Consider the following 19,711-nt stretch of genomic DNA (forward strand, 5'->3'; position numbering starts at 1 on the left):
CCGGCCCGGTCCGGGCGGCGACGGACGGCCACGAGGAGCGCTACGAGGGCAAGCTCGACGCCGGGACCCAGGCCCGGGTGAACGCGGTGCTGGCGCGGCTGGGCTTCGCCGGCCTGGGCGACTGGGTGCGGGCCATGAACCTCGACCTGCGCGCCCGCCTGGGCGAGGCCACCGCCCACGTCAAGACCGGCAACTTCGAGGAGGTGCGCGAGTACCTCGAGCTCTCCCACGACGCCTACAAGGAGCGCTACTACCCCGTGGTGCAGGTCCTCGACCCGGCCTTCGCCGACCGCTTCGACCGGCTGCTGGGGCGCATGCAGGACGCGGTAGGCCTGCGCGCCACCGACCTGGCCGTGGCCCTGGCCGAGGTGCAGGAGATCGAGGAGCGGCTGGAGGGGCGCAGCCTGGGCTTCAACCACACCCTGCAGGTGCAGCTCGAGCTGTTGCTGCTGGGCATCCCCCGGGCCTTCTTGTTCATCCTGGCGGCGCTTTTGGCGGTGTTCCCGCTCTACCTCGTCAACCTTACCTTCGGCGGGCGCAACGCCTACTGGCGCCTGTTGGGCCTGGCCTTCTTCTTCCTCTTCCTGCCCGCCATGATCGAGGGGCTGGCCTACGTCAGCGCCATCCTGGCCGACCCCCGCTTCGGCAACCTGACCTTCCTGGCGCCCCTCTCGACCTTCTCGATCCAGGGCAGCCTGATCGCCCAGCTCCTGTGGGGCCTCACGCTCTTCCTGGTGATCGGCCTCTCGGCGGCCGGCTTGCGGGGGATCGCCGTGCAGTTCGGGCTCATCCAGGACCGCCGCGCCCGCAACACCACCACCGTGGTCCAGACCAACCCGGGCCTCGCCGCCACCGCGCCCATGCGCGCCGCGCCCGACCCCAAGCTCACCAGCGAGACCATCGTGGAGTGGGACGAGGAGTTTTAATCGTCCCTGAAGGAACCTGGCCCTCGGCGGCGGAACCCGAGAGTGCAGCGGGCTTGAGGTAACTTAGAGCTGGAGGCGTCGCAAGTGTCTTTGTACCAGAACCTGTATCAGTCGCTCGAGCCCCTGCTCGGCGCCAAGACCCAGTCCATCCTGGAGGAGGGCGTGCGGCGGCTGGGGGTCGACCCCGACCGCCTGGACGTCGGACAGGCCGAGAGCATCCTCAAACGCCTGGTCTACCGCGAGCTGCAGGCCAACCGCACCCCCGCCGAGGCCCGCAGCCTCGTCGACGGCCTGCTCAAGGAGCTGCGCGAACAGGCCGGGGCCGAGGTCGGGGGCGGGCTGGCGGCGCTGGAGTCGGGCTTCAAGCGCTTCAGCCTCTACCTCGACTGGCCCGAGGTCGCCCGCCTGCGCGGCATCCTCAGCGTGCTGCGCAAGGAGCCCGAGGGCGCCGAGGCCACCCGCATGCTGCGCGAGGGCCAGGAGCTGCTGCAGCAGCTCGAGGAGCGCCTGCAGAGCGCCCTGCTGCGCCAGACCCGCGACATCGCCGACCTTCAGGCGGTGTTCGAGCGGGTCAAGATGATCGGCGGGCCCAAGATCCGGCGCTTGGAGTCGCTGATCCGCCAGATCCAGGAGGCCCACTCCGGCGAGACCTTGGCCCAGGCCGAGGTCGAGCGGGCGCGCACCCTGGCCGCCGAGCTGCGCAAGCTGGTGGAGTCGAGCGCCATCAGCGCCCCGCGCAACGCCACCGAGCCCGCGCTCTTCGTCGAGGACGAGGACGAGCCGGTGGTGGCGGCCGAGCCGCTGGTGGAGACCGACGCCCCCGAGGCCGCCACGGCCACCGGCGAGGCCTGGGACATCGTTATCGACCTCGACAGCCTCAGCCAGGAGCAGCAGACCCGCATCCGCGAGATCGACCTCGCCGAGGACCGCCGCCGCCTCGAGACCCTCAAGGAGCGCTACGCGGCGGTGCTCGCCCGCGCCGGCGTGGCCGAGGAGCTGGCCCGCCTCGAGGGGGAGCTGGCCCAGGGCAACCTGCTGGGCGAGGCGCTGGGCGCCTTCGAGGAGCGGCTCAAGGCCGCGCAGGCCGAGGCCCTCTCCGAGGCCCGCGCCCGCTACGAGTGGCTCAGCGACCGCATGCGCCAGCTCTCCGCCCCCGAGCACCGCGACGACGTGGACACCGCCAAGCTCGCCGCGCTGGCGGCCCGGCTGACGGTGGCCTGGGAGACGCTGCAGGGCGGGGCGGTGCCGCAGGACCTGCTCGAGCTCGCCGAGGACCTGCAGGCGCTGGAGGCCGAAACCCGCAGCCGCCGCGAGAGCCGCGAGCGGCTGGCCCGGCTGGCCCAGGCCCTCGAGGCCCTGCGCGCCGAGGCCGAGTCGGCGCTGGCGACCTACCGCGACCACCCCCAGGTACAGGCCTACCTGGCCCGCCTGGCCGAGGGGCAGCCCGAGGAGGCCGGCCTGCAGACCCTGCGCCAGGACTTCTCGGCGCTGATGGTGGCCCTCACCAAGGAGCAGAAGGAGCGCGACGAGAGCCTCAAGCGCTCCAGCCTCAAGGCCGCCGCCCAGGCCCTGCCGGTGGTGGCGGGCCTGGAGGTTCACCACGCCCAGCTCCTCCAGCAGATCGAGACCCCCGGCAACGACCTCGTGGCGCTGGAGAACTACCTGCACCAGCTCACCCAGCGCACCCGCGACCTCGTGGCCCAGCGGCTGGAGGCCCTGGCCCAGAAGGCCCAGGAGGCGGGCGTCGAGCTCGCGGGCCTGGCCGACGCCCGCGCCGCGCTGGCCGAGGGGCGCATCCCCGACCCGGCCGCGCTGGAGCGGCAGCTCGAGGAGCGCCTGAACGAGCAGGCCAACCAGCGCCGCCGCCAGCTCGCCGGGGAGCTCAGCCGCTACGAGGCCGCCGCCCAGGGCCTGCGCGGCCTGGGCGAGGACAAGCTGATGAGCCTGGTGGCCGACGCCCGCAACCGCCTGGCGCTGGGCGAGATCCCCGACACCGCCCCCATCAAGGCCGAGCTGGCCCGGCTGGTGCAGGTGCAGGACAACCTCCGCGCCGAGGTGGCGGTGAGCCTGGCCCAACTGCTCGAGCGCTTCAACGCCCACCGCGCGATGGGTGGCGAGACGGTGATCCGCCTCAAGCCGATGATCGAGTTCCTCACCTCGGCGGTCGAGCGCTTGGGCCGCGTGGGGCCCTCGGGCATCCTCGAGGTGCGCCAGGCCATCGCCGAGGCGATGCCGCTGGTGGACCAGCTCGAGCAGGAGCACAAGGCCGCCATGGCCCTCATGCAAGACCTCAAGGGCGGCGAGCTCGACGCGCTGCTGGGCATCTTCGACGCCCAGCCCCAGGCCGCCCCCAGCGCCCCCGCGAGCACCCCGGCCCCCGCCCCGGTCCCCGCCACGGCCACGCTCGAGGCCGAGCCCGCCGAGGAGGCCCCCGCTGGCGAGTCCGACGACGCCCTGGCCCCCTTCCGCCTGCGCGGGGTCGAGGCCGTGGCGCTGGTGGGGGAGAGCGGCGTGCTGATGGGCAAACTGCCCGCCGCCGCCCAGAGCGTGCGCAACGCCTTCAGCGACCTGAGCCTCTTGGCAGGGGAACTGGCGGGGGCCACCACCCGTCTGGCGGTGATCTCCCTGCCCCATAACGTCATGATCATGGTCCCGCTGGGCGAGAAGGGCCTGTTCATCCTGGCCGAGAAGCCCTTGCTCTCACGCCTGCTGACGCAGGTCGAGCGGCACCGGGCCGAGCTGGCGCAGTTGTAGCTGGGCTGATGGCCGGACGCCGATAGCTGATAGCCAAACGCCAAACGCCCTTTCTTTGCCCCCCTTAGCAAGGGGGGCTGGGGGGGATACCCCCTCCCCGCGGGCGGGGAGGGTGAACCACGAGCCACTAGCTGACGGCTGACCGCTGATAGCTGACCGCTTCCCGCTCACGGTTGTCACGCCCTGAACCATCTCGCGGGAGGCCAATGCTACACTAGGGGAAGTGTCGCAGGCGGTCGAAGTCAGTCCAGCTCAACTTTGGGGCCAGCTCGAGCCCAAAATCAGCCACCTCAACCCGGCCTCCCGGAGCAAGGTGCGGGAGGCGCTGGATTTTGCCTTCGAGGCCCACCAGGGCCAGCGGCGCAAGAGCGGCGAGCCCTTCATCACCCACCCGGTGGCGGTGGCCGAGATCCTGGCCGAGCTCAAGCTCGACGCCGACACCCTGATGGCCGGGTTGCTCCACGACACCGTCGAGGACACCGAGGCCCGGCCCGAGGCCATCGAGGCCCGCTTCGGCGCGGCGGTGCGCAAGATCGTGGAGGGGGAGACCAAGGTCTCCAAGCTCTACAAGCTCGCCCACGTCGCCAGCGAGGGCGAGGTCAAGCACGCCGAGGAGAAGCACGCCGAGGACCTGCGCCAGATGTTCATCGCCATGGCCGAGGACGTGCGCATCATCATCGTCAAGCTGGCCGACCGGCTGCACAACATGCGCACCCTCGAGTTCATGCCCCCCCACAAGCAGGCCCGCATCGCGCGCGAGACCCTCGAGATCTACGCGCCGCTGGCCCACCGGCTGGGGATCGGGCAGCTCAAGTGGGAGCTGGAGGACCTCTCCTTCCGCTACCTCAACCCCGAGGGCTACGCCCAGCTCACCGAGCGGCTCAAGAGCCACCGCGACGAGCGCGAGGCGGCGGTGGACAAGGCGCGGGAGAGCCTCGAGGCCGTGCTGCAGCGCGACTCGATCCTGCGCAGCCTGGTGCGCGGCTTCGAGGTCACGGGGCGCACCAAGCACCTCTACAGCATCTGGAAGAAGATGGAGCGCGAGGGCAAGGAGCTGGCCCAGATCTACGACCTGCTGGCCCTGCGGGTCATCCTCGAGCCGCGCCTCACCGACGACGCCGAGGAGAAGGCCATGCGCGAGAAGCAGGTGTGCTACCACGTGCTGGGCCTGGTCCACGCGCTGTGGCAGCCCATCCCGGGCCGGGTCAAGGACTACATCGCCGTGCCCAAGCCCAACGGCTACCAGTCGCTGCACACCACGGTGATCGCGGTCAACGGCCTGCCGCTGGAGGTGCAGATCCGCACCCGCGAGATGCACCGCGTCGCCGAGTTCGGCATCGCCGCCCACTGGCTGTACAAGGAGGGCCTCACCGACCCCGAGGAGGTCCGGCGCCGGGTGAGCTGGCTGCACTCGATCCAGGAGTGGCAGCAGGAGTTCTCGAGCTCGCGCGAGTTCGTGGAGGTGGTCACCCGCGACCTGCTGGGCGGGCGGGTCTTCGTGTTCACGCCCAAGGGCAAGGTCATCAACCTGCCCTCCGGCTCGGGGCCCGTCGACTTCGCCTACCACATCCACACCGAGGTGGGCCACCACATGGTGGGGGCCAAGGTCAACGGGCGCATCGTGCCGCTGAGCCACGAGCTACAGAACGGCGACATCGTCGAGATCCTCACCGCCAAGACCGCCCACCCCTCCAAGGACTGGATCGAGTACGCCAAGACCCGCAGCGCCAAGAGCAAGCTGCGGGCTTACTTCCGCGGCACCGAGCGCCAGGACTCGCTGGAGAAGGGCGCGCGCATGCTCGAGAAGTACTTCAAGCGCCGGGGCATCCCCAAGCCGCTGGAGAGCCAGCTCGAGGAGGCCGCCCGCAAGCTCGTGCGCTCCTCCTCCCCCGACGACCTCTACCTCGCCCTCGCCGGCAACCGCATCACCGCGCCGCAGGTGGCCCGCTTGCTCGTGCCCAAGCCGCCGGTGGTCGAGGCCGCCAAGCCCAAGCCCACGCCCAACCAGCTCGGCATCCGCCTGGAGAACGGGCTCATCGCCCCGCTCAAGCTGGCGAGCTGCTGCATGCCCAACAAGGGCGACCCCATCCTGGGCTACGTGACCCGCGGCCGCGGCGTGAGCATCCACAAGGCCGACTGCCCCAACCTGCGCCGCCTGATGGAGGGCGACGCCGGCCGCATCGTCCCCGCCTACTGGGAGGGCCTGGGCCGGGTGATGCAGCTCGAGGTGCTCGCCGACGACCGCGCCGGCCTGCTGCGCGACATCATGGACGCCATCGCCTCGATGGGCAAGAGCGCCATGGGCGTCAACTCCAACCCGGTGAGCCCTTTGAGCAAGGTCTTCAGCATCAAGACCCGCATCGAGGTCAACGCCGGCGAACAAGCCACCCTCGACGAGCGCCTGCGCCGGGTGAGCAACGTGCGCGAGGTGAACTGGTCGCCGGTGCGCTAGTACCGAGCAGCTTTCAGCCGTCAGCGGTCAGCTTTTGGCTCGTGGTTTGCCCCTCCCTGTCCCTCCCCGCCCGCGGGGAGGGTTCATCCCCCCTACCCCCCCTTGCTAAGGGGGGAACAAGGCGTCTTGCGCTTAGCGTTTGGCGTTCGGCTATCGGCTATCAGCTATCGGCCATCGGCTACCCCATTGCTGTACCCTAGGGCAATGTCCGTCGCCCTCTCCCTCCTGGTCGCCTTCGGCATCGGTTATCTCGCGGAGTTGGCCGGGTGGCTCAGGCCCAGGGCGGCATGGGCGGCGGCGCTGGTGGGGGGGATTCCGCTGGCGGTGGGCGGGCTGCCGGCTGCGCTGGTGGTCATCTTCTTCGTGGCGGCGGGGACGGCGGCCTCGAGGCTCAACCCGCGCAGCCGGGACCGGGCCGGGCGCACGGCCTTTCAGGTGCTCGCCAACGGGTTGCCGGCGGCCGTCGGGCTGGCGCTGGGCTCCCCGGCGTTCTTCCTGGGGGCCTACGCCGCGGCGCTGGCCGACACCCTGGCGACCGAGGTGGGCAGCCGCTCGAGCTGGGCCTGGCACCCGCTACGGGGGCGGGTGGAGAGCGGGACCAACGCGGCGGTGAGCGGGATCGGGACCCTGGCGCTGGTGCTGGGGGCGTTCTGGATGGCCCCCTGGGCCTTCGTGCTGGGAATCCCGGCAGGGCCGGTGGTGCTGGGCGGGGTCGCCGGGGCGGTGTGGGACAGCCTGCTGGGGCTCCTCGAGGACCGCTACCGCTGGTGGGGCAACGACCTCACCAACCTGCTGGCGACCGGCCTGGGCGGCTTCGTGGCCTGGGCGGTCTCGAGGCTCACCGGCTGATCAGGCCAGCCCGCTTGCCCGGTCGGGCTGCTCCTCCCGCACCCTCGCGCGGCGCACCCGCCAGGCCGCGAGCAGGTAGGCCAGGAAGTACAGGCCGTGCACCTGGACGAAGAGGCCGACGCCCAGGAGCAGAGCCGTGCCGAAGTAGGCCAGGGCATAGCGGGCGGCCCAGTGATCGTCCTGACGCTTCAGGATGGGGCCACGCGCCAGGAGCCAGACCAACGGGCCCAGCACCAGCAGGTCCAGCGCGACGTCGAAGGCGCTATCCGGCAGGTCATCCCCCTGGAACACCCCGCTGTCCTCCAGCCAGCGGACGCCCAGCGGCAGGGAGAGGGCGTAGCTCGCCAGGAACACGGCGGTAGTGCCTATGAGGTAGAACAGCCCCAGCCTCGAGCGCCCCGGCCGGACGCGGCGCTCGATGAGCCAGAGCACCCCGAACATCAGTTGAGTGATAAAGGTCGCGGCGAGCATCGACACCCCGATCAGCTATTAGGAATTAATAGCAAATTCGGGTCAAAGGGAGTAGTCGATGATCACAGGGGCGTGGTCGGAGAGCAGGGGCTCGGGGTGGATGCGCGGGCTGTGGGCCACCCCGGCGAGGCCCGGGGTGCTGAAGTGGTAGTCCAGCCGCCAGCCCACGTTCTTGGCCCGCGCCTGGCCCCGCTGCGACCACCAGGAGTAGTGCACGGCCTCAGGGCCCACCAGTTCGCGGAAGACGTCGCGGTAGCCTGCGGCCAGCAGCGCGTCGATCCAGGCGCGTTCCTCGGGCAGGAAGCCCGAGTTCTGCTGGTTGGCCTTCCAGTTCTTGAGGTCGACGGGCTTGTGGGCGATGTTGAAGTCGCCGCAGAGGACGTTCTCGCCCCCCAGCCCCCCCAAGAAGGGCAGGAACTCGCCCAGGAAGCGCATCTTCTCGGCCTGGCGCACCGGCCCCGACGAGCCGGAGGGCACGTAGACCGAGGCCACGCTGAAGCCGTCGAAGATGGCCCGCAGGAAGCGCCCCTCGCGGTCGAAGTCGGAGCCCATGCCCACCTGCACGTCCTCGGGCTTTTCCCGGCACAGCAGGCCCACCCCGCTGTAGCCCGGCTTCTCGGCGGGGTGCCAGTAGGCGTGGTAGCCCTCGAGCTTGCCCAGTTCGCGCGGCAACTGCTCGGGCAGGCAGCGCACCTCCTGCAGGCAGATGACGTCGGGCTCCTGGTCCTTGAGCCACTCCGCCAGGCCCTTGGCCGCCGCCGCCCGAATGCCGTTGACGTTGAGGCTGATCACCCGCATGGCCCACAAATTACCGCGCCTGCACCCCGGGCGCTTCAGGGTTTGGCCTCGAGCTCCGGCACTTCCTCCCTGAGCCGGACGGGCCCGGCGTTCTCGGGCTTCTTGCCCACCTTGTCGGCGTAGAAGGCCCGCAGCTTGTCGAAGTCGGCGCGGATGTCGCCGCTGGGCCAGAGGTAGGCCCCGATGCCCACCTCCCGGCGCGCGTAGTCGAGGTAGCCCAGGGCGATGGGGACCTGCGCGCCCAGGGCCATGTAGTAGAAGCCGCTGCGCCAGTACTCGGCGCGGCTGCGGGTCCCCTCGGCGGCCACCACCAGCACGATGGCCTCGCGGCTGCGGATAAGCTCGGCCACCTGGCTCACGAACTCGCTGCCCTTCTTCCTGCGGTCGAGGGGGATGCCGCCCAGGGCTTTCATCAGCGGGGCCAGCAGCGGCGGGAAGAGCTCCTTCTTGCCCACCCAGTTCATGGGCTGACCCGTGGCGAACTTCCACAAGATGGCGTAGAGGAAGTCCCAGTTGGAGGTGTGGGGGTAGCCCACCGCCACGAACTTGGGGCCGGGCGGGGGCTCGAGGACGGCCTTCCACCCCAGCATCCCCAGCGCGCGCGTGGCGAGGCGCTGCCCGAAGGTCTTGGGTACGTGTACTTGTGGCATTGTGAGCAGTATAGCCGGGCGGGATATTTGTCTCATCCTGCCGTGCTAGCGTGAGTCGCTATGAAGGTGCTGCGCCTGCTGCCCCACACCCTCTTCCTGCTCGGCCTGCTCGTGCTCGCCCAGAACAGCCTCACCGCCCAGAACGCCTGGGTTCGCCTGCTGCCCACCCCCAACCTGGCCGCCTACCTCACCTTCTCCAACCCCACCGACAAGCCCGTCCGCCTGCTCGGCGTGAGCACCCCCGTCGCGCTCAAGGCCGAGTTCCACGAGACCAAGACCCTGCCCGCCTCCGACCACAACGCCCATGGTCAGACGACCACCATGGTCCCGCTCAAGGACGTGGTCGTGCCCGCCAAGGGCAAGCTCGAGTTCAAGCCCGGCGGCAAGCACATCATGCTCCTGGGCGTCAAGCGCACCCTGAAGGAAGGGGAAAAGGTGCCCCTGGTGTTCCGCCTCGAGGGCGGCAAGTCCATCACCGTGCAGGCGGTAGTCAAGGCGCAGTGAGGGGGTAGTACAGCCGTCAGCTCTCATACCGGATTCAAAAAGATAATCATCCGATCCAAAGAGCCCGGAGGCTATCTTTTTGAATCCTAGAGCACACCCCTCCCTGACGGTCGGCGAAGCAAGCGTATCCCTTCGGTCGGGTTGGTCCGTCACCGAACGGTGACGGACCAACCGAATCTGGTATCAGCCGTCAGCGGTCAGCTATCATCCGTCAACTCGTGGCTCGTGGTGAAGGGAACCCTCCCCGCCGGCGGGGAGGGTTTATCCCCCCTAACCCTCCTTGCTAAGGGGGGGACAAGGCGTCTGGCGTTTGGCGTTTTGCGTACGACGTAGGACGTACGACGTAGGACGTACGACCGACCTTCTGCGTTTAGCGTCTTGCGTTTGGCTATCAGCTATCGGCGTTCGGCCACCGGCACCCTGTACAATGACCCTTTGAACGCGCGGGCAAGCCGCGCCCTGGAGATTCTTATGTATCGCGTACTGATCGTGGGCCGGCCCAACGTGGGCAAATCCAGCCTCTTCAACCGCCTGGTGGGCAAGCGCACCGCCGTGGTGGCCGACACCCCGGGCGTCACCCGCGACCTCAAGGAGCACGTGGTCGAGACCGAGAAGGGCCGCTTCATGCTCATCGACAGCGGTGGGATGTGGTCGAGCGACGTGTGGGAGCACAAGATCAAGGAGAAGGTCGAGCAGGCGCTCAAGACCGCAGACCTGGTCCTCTTCGCCGTGGACGGGCGCTCCGACCTCGCGACCGCCGACCTCGAGGTCGCCGACTTCCTGCGCCGCCAGCACAAGAACGTGCTCGTCGTCGCCACCAAGGTGGACGACCCCAAGCACGAGAACTACCTGGGCGACCTCTACGCCCTGGGCTTCGGCGACCCCATCCCCACCAGCACCGCGCACGCCCGCGGCCTCGACGACCTCGTTGACGCCATCTGGGCGCGGCTGCCCGTGCGCCAGGCCGACGACGAGCCCGAGGTGGTGCCCATCCGCATCGCCATCGTGGGCCGCCCCAACGCGGGCAAGAGCAGCCTGCTCAACGCCATCCTGGGCGAGGAGCGCGTCATCGTGAGCGAGCAGCCCGGCACCACCCGCGACGTCATCGACGTGGAGTTCGACTACGGCGGCAACCGCTTTTTGCTGGTGGATACCGCCGGCATCCGCAAGCGCCCCGAGACGCTGGTGGAGGAGATCGCCATCAGCCGCGCCCACAACGCCATCCTCGACGCCGACGTGGTGCTCTTGGTCATCGACCCCTTCGAGGTCGGCGACCGCGAGCTCAAGCTCGCCAACGAGGCCCTCGACGCCGGCAAGCCGGTGATCCTCACCATCACCAAGTGGGACCTCGTCGAGCAGGAAGAAGCCCGCAAGGTGCGCGCCGACCTCAACCTCAAGCTCGCGCACCTCGAGCACCTCCCCCGCGTCTACGTCTCGGCCGTGACCAAGGAGAACCTGCACAAGCTCTTCTCCGAGGCCGCGCGGCTGTACGCCGTGGCCCGCGAGCGCCGCGAGACCGCCGAGCTCAACCGCTTCCTCTCGCTGTGGACCGCCCACGTGGCGCTGCCCAACTTCAAGGGCAAGCCGCTGAAGATCTTCTTCCTCACCCAGCCCGAAGTCGCCCCGCCCACCTTCGTCTTCTTCGTCAACTACCCCGAGTTCGTGACCCGGGCCTTCGAGGGCTATTTGCGCAACAGGATCGGGGAGGACCTGGGCATCAAGGAGATCCCTTTCAAGATGGTCTTCCGGGGGCGGCGTGACCCGAAGGGCAAGGAGAAGGGGAAGGAAGAGGAGTAAGGTGGGTACGTCGAACGCCGAACGCCGAACGCCGAACGCCGATGGCCCATAGCCGATAGCTGATAGCCGATAGCCAAACGCAAAACGCCAAACGCAAGACGCCAAACGCAAGACGCCAAACGCAAGACGCGGGGCGCCTTGTCCCCCCCTTAGCAAGGGGGGTTAGGGGGGATAAACCCTCCCCGCCGGCGGGGAGGGTTCCCTTCACCACGAGCCACACGCCACGAGCTTTTGGCTACCGGCTATCGACAATCAACCCCATCGACAGCTCACCGCTGCCTCGAGCCCCCTGTCCAGGAGGTCAGGGCGAATAGTGCCATCAGAAACAGACCCCAAATCCAGCCGTCCATACCCCCATCCTCCCGCTTAAGTGTGGCCGAGGGGGTGTTAAATGACCGTTATTAGCTGCTCGGGTTACAGGTTCAAGGCTCCTTTAACCGAAACGCCTGCATCAGCGCTTCCATCCCCTCCACCGCGCCCATGCGCAAGGAGCAGTCGGCGATGGGGGAGAGGGGGGTCGACTCGGGGTTGATCTCGATGAGGTAGGCCCCGCTGTGGTAGGCGACGCGGCCGAGGCTGGCGGCGGGCTCCACCTCCCCGCTCGTGCCGATGACCAGCGCCACCTCGCAGGCCGCGAAGGCCTCGAGCGCCCGGTCGAAGGCGCCTTCGGGCAGCAGCTCGCCGAACCACACCACGTCGGGGCGGCCTCGAGCGCCGCAGGCGGGGCAGTGGGGGGGCGGGGTGAAGTCCTGGGGGGCGGGCAGGGGGAAGCGCTCCCCGCAGCGCTCACAGCGGCCCTGGGTGATGTTGCCGTGCAGCTCGACCACGCGCCTCGAGCCGGCCCGGCGGTGCAGGCCGTCGACGTTCTGCGTCACCAGCACGAAGCCCTCGCCCAGGCTCTCCTCCAGCCGCACCAGCCCCTCGTGGGCAGGGTTGGGCCTGGCCTCGAGCACGTTCTTGTAGCGCCAGGCGTACCACTCCCACACCTTCTGCGGGTTTTTGGCGTAGGCGCCGGGGGTGGCGTACTCCTCGAGGTCGAAGTCCTTCCAAAGCCCCGCGGCGTCGCGGAAGGTGGGGATGCCCGAGGGTTTGGAGATGCCCGCACCGGTCAGCACGGCCACGCGGTGGGCGCTCTTGAGGCGTTGGCGGGCGGCGTCGAGGTCGTTCACGACTCCAGCATAGGGCAGGGCACGGGTGCTGGCTCGTTCGCTGGGGGCCTGCCTACAATGGGGTCGTGCCCCCCGGCCTCGACCTGCGCACGCGGCTGTACCTGCCGCTGGGCACGGCGGGCTTCTGGTTGCTGTGGAGGCCCCACCAGGCCACCTGGCTCGACGCGCTGTTCATGACCGCCATCACCATCACCACCATCGGTTACGGCGAGGTGTACAAGCTGGACGCGGCGGGGCGGCTGTGGGCCATCCTGGTGGGCTTCGTGGGGATCGGCAGCCTGTTTTACAGCTTCGGCGTGGTGATGGACCATCTGGTGACCCGCCGTTTGACCGACCCGGGAGGGAGGCGCAAGGTGCTCGAGCGGATCGACCACCTCAAGGAACACGTGATCGTGGCGGGGTTGGGCCGCGTGGGCAAGCAGGCCGCGCTCGAGCTCAAGGAGGCCGGGGTGCCCTTCGTGGTGGTCGACCCCAGCGAGGCGGGCCGCGAGTACGCGCAGGGCCACGGGATGCTGCTGTTCCCGGGCGACGCCACCAAGGACGAGGTGCTCGAGCGGGCCGGGGTCCGGCGGGCCAGCGGCCTCATCGTCACCACCGGCGACGACGCCACCAACCTCTACGTCGTGCTCTCGGCCCGGGTGCTCAACCCCGGCCTCTTCATCGTCTCCCGCGCCGTCGACGAGGACAGCATCGGCAAGTTGTTGCGGGCCGGGGCCAACCGGGCCATCTCGCCCTACGCCATCGGGGGGCGCCGCCTGGCCCACCTCATCCTCTCGCCCAGCGTGGTGGACTTTTTCGAAACGGTGCTGCGCCGGGGCTCGGAGAGCCTCAACCTCGAGGACGTCACCGTGCCGCCGCACAGCCCCCTCATCGGCCGAACCCTGCGCGACGTGCTGCGCGAGTGCCCGCCGGGGGTGAGCGTGCTGGCAGTGTTCCGCGGCACCCAGGCCATGGCCAACCCTCACCCCGACCTCACCCTCGAGGGCCACGACCGCCTGCTGGCGATGGGGACGGTGGAGCAGCTCGACCGGCTCGAGGACCTCCTCCGGGCCTAAAGGCCTCCCTCGCCTGCTCCTGGACGAAGGCCAGAAAAGGGCACGCTAGAATAGGGAAACTGTGGAAACGCTGATCATCATGCTGCTCGCCTACCTCTTCGGCAGCATCCCCGCCGGGGCCTGGGTGGCCCGCACCTACGGCGTGGACATCCAGAAAGTCGGCTCGGGCAACACCGGGGCCACCAACATCCTGCGCACGCTGGGCTGGGGCCCGGCCCTGGTCGTGGCCTTCTTCGACATCTTCAAAGGCGGCATCGCCCTGCTCATCGCCCGGCTGTTCGGCCTGGACGGGCTGCAGCTCGGCCTGGTCGCGGTGTCCGCGGTGCTCGGGCACAACTACTCGGTCTTCCTGCGCTTCCGGGGCGGCAAGGGCGTGGCGACGAGCATGGGCACCACCGTCGTGCTCGACCCCCTGGTGGGCCTGATGATCCTCCCCATCGGCATCTGCGTGATCTGGCTGACCCGTTACGTCTCGGCCGGAAGCATGGTGGGCGCCATGTCCGGGGTGATCGTCGCCATCGCGCTGGGCCGCCCCTTGTGGGAGATCCTGACGCTGGCCCTGCTGGCCCTGCTCATCTTCTGGACCCACCGCGAGAACTACCGCCGCCTGCAAGCCGGAAACGAACGCCGCTTCGGCGAGCGGGTGAAACCCGAGGTCCCGGCGACGGAGACCTCGAGCACCGGGTAATTTTGGGCTGTCAGCCATCAGCTATCAGCCGTCAGCAAAGAGCGGAAGGCTCGTGGCTGGTGGCTAGCGGCCCGTGGTGAAAGGAACCCCACCCCGGCCCTCCCCGCGCGCGGGGAGGGTTTATCCCCCCTAACCCCCCTTGCTAAGGGGGGTGACAAGGCGTCTTGCGTTTGGCGTCTCGCGTACGACGTAGGACGTACGATCCGAGTTCGGCTATCGACTATCGACCATCGACCCTAACCCTCCCCCAGCACCAACTGCCTCCGCGCCGCCGCCACCGCGAGCTCGGTGCCGAGTTCCTGGCTGAGGTGCTGCAGCAGGCTCAGCCACTCGTCGTTGGGGAGGGCGGGCTCGAGGGCCAGGCGCAGCAGGGCGTTGTAGGGGTGTTTCCCGGCGGCGAGGGCGCGGGCGGTTTCGCCGGGCACTGGGGCGGTCTGGATGTCGCGCAGCAAGCTCAGGGCGTCGAATTGCAACCCGGACAGCGGGAGGAACTCCTCGGCGCTGGAGTAGGTCAGGGCGCTGATGTCGTCCAGCACATCCAGGGCCTGCTGGCGGATCTGGGCGAGCTCGAGCTGGTGCTTGTGGCCGTGCAGGGCCTCCATCACCTTGGGCAGAACCAACTCGTCGGGGCTCTTGCCGAGCAGCTCCTGGGCCTGTCCGTACCAGCCCTCCAGCAGCCGCGACACCTCCACGAGCTGGGAAGTCACCCCCGAGTGGGCCGGGGTGCCCTGCTCGAGCTGGAGCGCGGTCTGGCGCAGCACCTCGCCCAGCTCGCCCAACTGCTGCTGCAAGCGCTGCCCCTCGGAGATCAGCCGCTCCACCTCGGCGATTCCTGTGCCGACTGTAGCCTGCATACCCTACATCCTAGCGCTCGGTGAGAGCGCCCGCCCTGAGCAATCGTTCATCGAATTGTTCAAATGTCACAGCCTTCGGCCGCGGAGTCTGCTTGGCCTTTTCTGGTATAAACCATAGCGTGTCGCTCGACCTGCTGGTGATCGCCCCCCACCCCGACGACGCCGAGCTGGGCTGCGGGGGGCTGCTGGCCCGCGCCAAGGCCGAGGGCCTGAGCACGGGCATCCTCGAGCTCAGCCTCGGCGAGATGAGCACCAAGGGCACCCCCGAAGAGCGCCTGGAGGAGGCCGCGGAGGCCGCCCGCATCCTGGGCCTGGACTACCGCGGCAACCTGCGCTTCCCCGACGGCTCCTTGCGGGACACCCCCGAACAGGTCGCCCGCCTCGCCCACGCCCTGCGCGAGCTGCGCCCCGCGGTGCTGATCGTGCCGCACGAGTCCGACCGCCACCCCGACCACACGGGGGCCCACCACCTCTGCCGCAGCGCCGCGCACTTCGCTGCGCTGCCGCGGGCGCGGGTCGAGGGGGAGGCGCACCGGGTCTCGAGGCTCTTCTTCTACCCCGGCAACTACCCCGTCACGCCTACCCTGCTCGTTGACGTTTCGGCCTACATCGACACCTGGGAGGCTGCGGTGCTGGCCCACCGCAGCCAGTTCTTCGGCGAGGCCGCCTCGGAGACGGTGAGCCTGGCCGGGGTGGAGGCCCGCAAGGCCCTGCGCCGCCAGTGGGGCAACTACCTGGGGGTGGGGTACGCCGAGCCGCTGGTGAGCCCGCTCCCCCTGCTCACGGTCCCCTGGTACTAAAACGTGAGAACGGCCCCGAGGCAGGCTAGCCCGCCTGGAATTCTTTTGATAAGCTGGTAGATATCGCGTTACCGGGACATCTATCTCTAAGTGCCGGTCGAACTGGGGCGGTACGCTCTGTCGTGGAGCGGTCTAGCAGGTATCTGGCTCGAGCCGTGCCGTGACCCGGCGAGCCAGCGGCGAACAAATCCAGCGTCTCGAGGAGGACGAATGCGGCAGGGTTGGTCCAGGCTATCGCAGTGGCTCAGGCGCGGGGGCATCGTCGTGGTGGCCGCGGGGCTGGTGGGCGTCTTGGGCGGGGCCGGGCTGTACACCGCCCAGCACGCCGAAGCCCTCTCCTACCTCTCCAACGACCCCAAAGCCTGCGTCAACTGCCACATCATGCGCGAGGTCTACGACGGCTGGCAGAAGGCGAGCCACCACCACGTGGCGGTGTGCGTGGACTGCCACCTGCCCCACGACTTCATCGGCAAGTACCTCACCAAGGTCGAGCAAGGGTGGAACCACTCGAGGGCCTTCACCATGCAGGACTTCCACGAGCCCATCCAGATCGGGCGGCGCAGCGCGGCGGTGGTGGAGCACAACTGCGTGCAGTGCCACCAGGGGCTCATCGGCGGGGTCTTACAGGCCCAGACCGCTTTTCAGGACGCCCACGCCGGCTTCCGGTCGGCGGGCGACGGCTCATTCGGCTGCGTGCACTGCCACCGGGGCGTGGGGCACGGCGAGTAACCGGGGGAAATTATGGCGAGACGATGGATCTGGGTCAGCGCAGTGGTCGCGGTTTTTGCCCTGCTGGGCACGATCGGGATATTGGTGCTTCTGAACAACATCAACACCCGCAAGGCTGAAGCCCGCGAGACGGTGTTCCGCGTGGCCGACATCACCGAGGACACCACCGACCCCGAGGTCTGGGGCAAGAACTTCCCCCTGCAGTACGACTCCTACAAGCGCACCGTGGACACCGTGCGCACGCGCTACGGCGGTTCGGAGGCCATCCAGCGGCTCGACCAGGACCCCCGGCTGCGGGTCCTGTGGAACGGCTACCCCTTCGCGGTGGACTTCCGCGAGGACCGGGGCCACGCCTACATGCTCGTCGACCAGCGCGAGACCGAGCGGGTCAAGCAGTTCAAGCAGCCCGGCGCCTGCCTCAACTGCCACGCCAGCGTGGTCACCGCCTTCCGCGAGGCGGGGGTGAAGGCGGGCATCCCCAAAGACGACGCGCACTTCATGGAGGCCATCTTCAAGGGCTTCGAGGAGATCAACAAGATGCCCTACGCCGAGGCCACCCAGCTCGTCGAGCACCCGGTGAGCTGCATCGACTGCCACGACCCCAAGACCATGTCCATCCGCGTGACCCGCCCGGCCTTCATCAACGGCATCCGGGCGCTGGCGAAGTCCGACGACCCCGTGCCCCACCTGCCCAGCCTCGAGCGCTGGCGCCAGGGCGACCGCAAGAAGGAGTACGACCCCAACACCGACGCCACGCGCCAGGAGATGCGCTCGATGGTCTGCGGGCAGTGCCACGTGGAGTACCATTTCGCCCCGCCCGACAAGACCCTCACCTTCCCCTGGCACAACGGGCTCAAGGTCGAGCAGATCGAGCAGCACTACAAGGACGTGAACTGGAAGGACTGGACCCACAAGGACTCCGGCGCCGACGTGCTCAAGGCCCAGCACCCCGAGTTCGAGATGTGGTCGCAGGGCATCCACGCGCGCTCGGGCGTGGCCTGCGCCGACTGCCACATGCCCTACCAGCGGGTAGGCGCGGTCAAGGTCTCCAACCACCACGTGCGCAGCCCCATGCTGAACGTGGCCCAGGCCTGCCAGACCTGCCACAACTACCCCGAGGAAGAGATCAAGGCCCGCGTCGAGACCATCCAGGGCCGCACCAAGAAGCTCATGGACTCCGCGGAGGACGCGGTGGTGGACCTGATCCGGGCCATCCAGGCCGCGCAGGCTGCCGGGGCCTCGGATGAAGCGCTGAAAAAGGCCCGCGAGCTCCAGCGCTCGGCCCAGTGGCGCACCGACTACGTCAACGCCGAGAACTCGCTGGGCTTCCACGCGCCGCAGGAGGCCGCCCGCATCCTGGGCGAGGCCATCGACTTCGCGCGGCAGGGGCAGCTCGAGGCCGTCAAAGCTCAGCAGGCCGCGAAACCTGCCACCCAGCGCTAAATATCCCGCGCAGAAGGGGCGCACGGTGGTGCGCCCTTTCGCGCTGGTGGGGATTATTGGGTGAATGACGTTGGCGGGGACCGCTCCGCCGTCAGGGGCCGGAGGGGGAGGCCATTCCACATGGCGAGGGCATCGCGGTACGCGATCCGGCATACGCCGGAAACCTGCTCCCCCTGGCGGCCCCCAAGGGACTCCAGGTTACCGGCAGAGCCGGTATGGCCTACGGCCACCCCCTCGCGGACATGCCGCCGGGCCTCAGTGCCCGCGTGTGCGGGGGTGCGGGCCGCACCTTGACCCGGCGGCGTGCCCGTCTGCGCCACCCCGCCCACCCCCCGCGTGAGCCGCACACCCCGGCCGGGGACGGGCCCGCAGGTCGAGCGGGTGTCCCCTGGGGAGTGGGGCTGTAGTCGGCCTGCGGGCGGGGCACAACCCAAGTGGATGATTTTTAGCTATCGGCTATCGGCTATCAGCTATCAGCTATGGGCTATCGACCATCGACCATCGACCATCAGCGTTCTACGTCCAACTCCAGAAAGGGAATCTTGTCCTCCCCCTGCCGTTAGGATGGTCGGTGATGAGCCTGATTCTGGTGCTGAATTGCGGGAGTTCTTCGCTCAAGTTCGCGCTGCTCGAGCCCTCCAACCAGAGCACGGTGCTCAGCGGGCTGGCGGAGAAGCTCTTCGAGGACGAGCCCCGGCTGATCGTCACGGACGGCGAGGGCAAGCAGGCTGGCCCGCTGCCGGGGCAGGGGCACGCGGTGGCGATGCGGGGGATCCTCGAGGCCTTGCGGAGCCGGGGGTTGCTCGAGCAAGTCTCGAGCGTGGGGCACCGGGTGGTGCACGGGGGGGAGCGCTTCCGGCAGGCCACGCGCATCACGCCGGAGGTGGTCGCGCAGATCGAGGCGTGTGTGCCGCTGGCGCCGCTGCACAACCCGGCCAACCTCGAGGGCATCCGGGGGGCGATGGAGGCCTTCCCCGGCCTGCCCCACGTCGCGGTCTTCGACACGGCCTTCCACCAGACCATGCCGCCGCACGCCTACCGCTACGCGCTGCCCGAGGTGCTCTACCGCGAGCACGGGGTGCGGCGCTACGGCTTCCACGGCACCAGCCACCAGTACGTGACCCGGCGGGCCGCCGAGTTGCTGGGAATTCCGCTGGAGCACAGCGCCTTCGTCAGCGCCCACCTGGGCAACGGCTGCTCGATCACGGCGGTGAAGGGGGGCCGGAGCGTGGACACCAGCATGGGGCTCACGCCGCTCGAGGGCCTGGTGATGGGCACCCGCTCGGGCGACGTGGACCCCGGCATCCACGCCTTCCTGGCCGAAAACCTGGGCCTGAGCCTGCGCGAGGTGACCGAGGTGCTCAACAAGGGGAGCGGCCTGCTGGGGCTCTCCGGCCTCTCCAACGACATGCGCGAGCTCGAGCGGGCCGCCGCCGAGGGCCACGCGGGGGCCAGGCTGGCGCTGGAGGTCTTCTGCTACCGCTTAGCCAAGTACGTCGCCGCCATGTGCGTGCCGCTGGGCCGCCTCGACGCCCTCATCTTCACCGGCGGGATCGGGGAGAACAGCAGCCTGGTGCGGGAAAAAGTGCTGGGCCAGTTGGGAATCCTGGGCTTCCGGCTCGAGCCCGAGCAAAACGCCCGCACCGTGCGCGGCCAGGCGGGGCCGATCACCGCCGAAGGGAGCCCCCTGGCGCTGGTGGTGCCCACCAACGAGGAGCTGATGATCGCCTGGGAGACCCGGGCGGTCCTGGCCTGAGCCGCCGCTGGAAGCG

Annotated in this window: 16 protein-coding genes and 1 pseudogene; 12 read left to right on the forward strand and 5 right to left on the reverse strand. The window is 69.2% G+C overall.

All coding sequences use genetic code 11. From position 1 onward, the window contains the following. The 4 genes and pseudogenes from MEICH_RS30145 to MEICH_RS0108525 form a co-directional block, all read left to right on the forward strand. Nucleotides 1-926: pseudogene (locus MEICH_RS30145) on the forward strand (hypothetical protein); the annotation flags it as partial. 84 nt (nucleotides 927-1,010) lie between these two features. Next, on the forward strand, nucleotides 1,011-3,680 hold the full coding sequence (locus MEICH_RS0108515) for a coiled-coil domain-containing protein (RefSeq protein WP_218916395.1): 2,670 nt from the start codon (nucleotides 1,011-1,013) through the stop codon (nucleotides 3,678-3,680). Nucleotides 3,681-3,903: 223 nt separating this feature from the next. Beyond that, entirely contained in the window at nucleotides 3,904-6,132 is a 2,229-nt protein-coding gene (locus tag MEICH_RS0108520) for a RelA/SpoT family protein (protein ID WP_027892253.1), read from the forward strand. Between the two features lie 204 nt (nucleotides 6,133-6,336). Next, complete coding sequence (locus MEICH_RS0108525) at nucleotides 6,337-6,981, forward strand: DUF92 domain-containing protein (protein ID WP_027892254.1); 645 nt, start codon at nucleotides 6,337-6,339, stop codon at nucleotides 6,979-6,981. On the opposite strand, the gene MEICH_RS0108530 is transcribed toward MEICH_RS0108525, so the two are convergent. The 3 genes from MEICH_RS0108530 to MEICH_RS0108540 form a co-directional block, all read right to left on the reverse strand. After that, entirely contained in the window at nucleotides 6,982-7,422 is a 441-nt protein-coding gene (locus MEICH_RS0108530; protein WP_027892255.1) for a hypothetical protein, read from the reverse strand. It abuts the gene before it with no gap. Between the two features lie 72 nt (nucleotides 7,423-7,494). Next, entirely contained in the window at nucleotides 7,495-8,250 is a 756-nt protein-coding gene (locus MEICH_RS0108535) for an exodeoxyribonuclease III (RefSeq protein WP_027892256.1), read from the reverse strand. A gap of 35 nt (nucleotides 8,251-8,285) precedes the next feature. Next, complete coding sequence (locus tag MEICH_RS0108540) at nucleotides 8,286-8,900, reverse strand: lysophospholipid acyltransferase family protein (protein WP_027892257.1); 615 nt, start codon at nucleotides 8,898-8,900, stop codon at nucleotides 8,286-8,288. 60 nt (nucleotides 8,901-8,960) lie between these two features. On the opposite strand from MEICH_RS0108540, the gene MEICH_RS0108545 reads away from it, so the two are divergent. Together MEICH_RS0108545 and der are read left to right on the forward strand one after the other, a co-directional pair. Further along, a complete protein-coding gene (locus tag MEICH_RS0108545) occupies nucleotides 8,961-9,404 on the forward strand; it encodes a copper chaperone PCu(A)C (RefSeq protein ID WP_051304057.1) in 444 nt (147 codons plus the stop codon). 471 nt (nucleotides 9,405-9,875) lie between these two features. Beyond that, complete coding sequence (gene der / locus MEICH_RS0108550; protein WP_027892259.1) at nucleotides 9,876-11,201, forward strand: ribosome biogenesis GTPase Der; 1,326 nt, start codon at nucleotides 9,876-9,878, stop codon at nucleotides 11,199-11,201. A 422-nt stretch (nucleotides 11,202-11,623) separates the two neighbouring features. Here der and MEICH_RS0108555 read toward each other — a convergent pair whose 3' ends face one another. Beyond that, on the reverse strand, nucleotides 11,624-12,370 hold the full coding sequence (locus MEICH_RS0108555; protein ID WP_027892260.1) for an SIR2 family NAD-dependent protein deacylase: 747 nt from the start codon (nucleotides 12,368-12,370) through the stop codon (nucleotides 11,624-11,626). A gap of 65 nt (nucleotides 12,371-12,435) precedes the next feature. Here MEICH_RS0108555 and MEICH_RS0108560 point away from each other — a divergent pair, with 65 nt between their 5' ends. Both MEICH_RS0108560 and plsY read left to right on the forward strand, forming a co-directional pair. Then, nucleotides 12,436-13,425 (forward strand): potassium channel family protein, encoded by a 990-nt coding sequence (locus tag MEICH_RS0108560; protein WP_027892261.1) that lies wholly within the window; start codon nucleotides 12,436-12,438, stop codon nucleotides 13,423-13,425. 79 nt (nucleotides 13,426-13,504) lie between these two features. Beyond that, the gene (plsY, locus tag MEICH_RS0108565) at nucleotides 13,505-14,113 is read left to right on the forward strand and encodes a glycerol-3-phosphate 1-O-acyltransferase PlsY (RefSeq protein WP_218916412.1); all 609 of its coding nucleotides are present in this window, start codon (nucleotides 13,505-13,507) and stop codon (nucleotides 14,111-14,113) included. Between the two features lie 236 nt (nucleotides 14,114-14,349). On the opposite strand, the gene MEICH_RS0108570 is transcribed toward plsY, so the two are convergent. Next, nucleotides 14,350-14,967: a hypothetical protein gene (locus MEICH_RS0108570; RefSeq protein WP_027892263.1), complete on the reverse strand. Its 618-nt coding sequence runs from the start codon at nucleotides 14,965-14,967 to the stop codon at nucleotides 14,350-14,352. A 119-nt stretch (nucleotides 14,968-15,086) separates the two neighbouring features. Between MEICH_RS0108570 and bshB1 the strand changes: the two genes are divergently transcribed. The 4 genes from bshB1 (at nucleotide 15,087) to MEICH_RS0108590 (ending at nucleotide 19,695) form a co-directional block, all read left to right on the forward strand. Beyond that, entirely contained in the window at nucleotides 15,087-15,767 is a 681-nt protein-coding gene (gene bshB1 / locus MEICH_RS0108575; protein WP_027892264.1) for a bacillithiol biosynthesis deacetylase BshB1, read from the forward strand. A gap of 210 nt (nucleotides 15,768-15,977) precedes the next feature. Beyond that, nucleotides 15,978-16,496: a cytochrome c nitrite reductase small subunit gene (nrfH, locus tag MEICH_RS0108580; protein WP_027892265.1), complete on the forward strand. Its 519-nt coding sequence runs from the start codon at nucleotides 15,978-15,980 to the stop codon at nucleotides 16,494-16,496. Nucleotides 16,497-16,508: 12 nt separating this feature from the next. Next, on the forward strand, nucleotides 16,509-17,939 hold the full coding sequence (locus MEICH_RS0108585) for an ammonia-forming cytochrome c nitrite reductase subunit c552 (RefSeq protein ID WP_013158408.1): 1,431 nt from the start codon (nucleotides 16,509-16,511) through the stop codon (nucleotides 17,937-17,939). A 574-nt stretch (nucleotides 17,940-18,513) separates the two neighbouring features. After that, the gene (locus MEICH_RS0108590; RefSeq protein ID WP_027892266.1) at nucleotides 18,514-19,695 is read left to right on the forward strand and encodes an acetate kinase; all 1,182 of its coding nucleotides are present in this window, start codon (nucleotides 18,514-18,516) and stop codon (nucleotides 19,693-19,695) included. Nucleotides 19,696-19,711: the final 16 nt, after the last annotated feature.

This window comes from Calidithermus chliarophilus DSM 9957 (assembly GCF_000430045.1).
GTDB lineage: Bacteria > Deinococcota > Deinococci > Deinococcales > Thermaceae > Calidithermus > Calidithermus chliarophilus.